Raw genomic sequence first — 801 nt, 5'->3', positions numbered from 1 at the left:
TCTACGCCGCACCGGAGACGGATCTGGAGCAGCAGCTGGCGGCGATCTGGGCGGAGGTACTGAAGCTGGAGCGGGTCGGGCTGACCGACAACTTCTTCGAGCTGGGCGGTCATTCGTTGCTGGCAACCCAGGTGCTGGTACGAGTTCGGGAACAACTCGGGCTCGAAATGGCGCTGAAGGAACTGTTCGAGTTTCCTGTCCTGACTGATCTGGCTCGCCAACTGGAAGGGCGCGGCAGCGTCAGTGCATCTCTCCAGGATGAATTGGCTAAATCCCTGGAGGCCCTTAAACGTCTTACTACGGAGGAAATAGATGCGCTGACGTCTTAAGGAGATATCCCGGTGCAAGAGCTGCTTAAGTCCGTAAGGTCACTCTCTCAGAAAGAACGCAAGGCCCTGGCGGCCTTGCTCAAGCGTCAAGGAGTGAACCTGTATGGAATAACCCCTGTACTCAAGCGCTCTCCGGAGGAGCCGTTGCAGCTGTCCTACGCCCAGCAACGGCAATGGTTCCTCTGGCAACTGGAACCGGGCAGCGCGGCCTACCACATTCCGGCGGTCCTGCGTCTGCATGGTGAACTCGACACCGAAGCCTTGAAACGTAGCTTCGCCGCACTGGTGGAGCGTCATGAGGTATTGCGCACCACCTTCCGCCAGGAAGGCGACGAGACACTGCAGGTCGTACATGACGACCTGCCTCTGGAGCTGCGCGAAGAGACCATGAGTGGGACGGATGAGTCCGCACTGTTGCTGCGGATCGAAGACGAAGTCCTGTTGCCGTTTGACCTGGAACGTGGTCCGTTGC

The 801-nt window shown here is 58.9% G+C and carries 2 protein-coding genes; both read left to right on the top strand.

Annotated features, from left to right (window positions below; all coding sequences use genetic code 11):
* Positions 1 to 329, top strand: a 329-nt coding sequence (locus JHD77_RS32020) for a phosphopantetheine-binding protein (RefSeq protein ID WP_034023072.1), incomplete at its 5' end; no start/stop codon positions are given.
* Positions 330 to 341: 12 nt separating this feature from the next.
* On the top strand, positions 342 to 801 hold a 460-nt coding region (locus JHD77_RS32015; protein ID WP_244225350.1), incomplete at its 3' end, for a condensation domain-containing protein.

Origin of the sequence: Pseudomonas sp. P20 (assembly GCF_016463925.1) — a bacterium.
Classification (GTDB): Bacteria; Pseudomonadota; Gammaproteobacteria; order Pseudomonadales; family Pseudomonadaceae; genus Pseudomonas; species Pseudomonas aeruginosa.
Note: the sequence above shows the minus strand (reverse complement) of the source record. Positions and strands in the feature narration are given on the sequence as shown.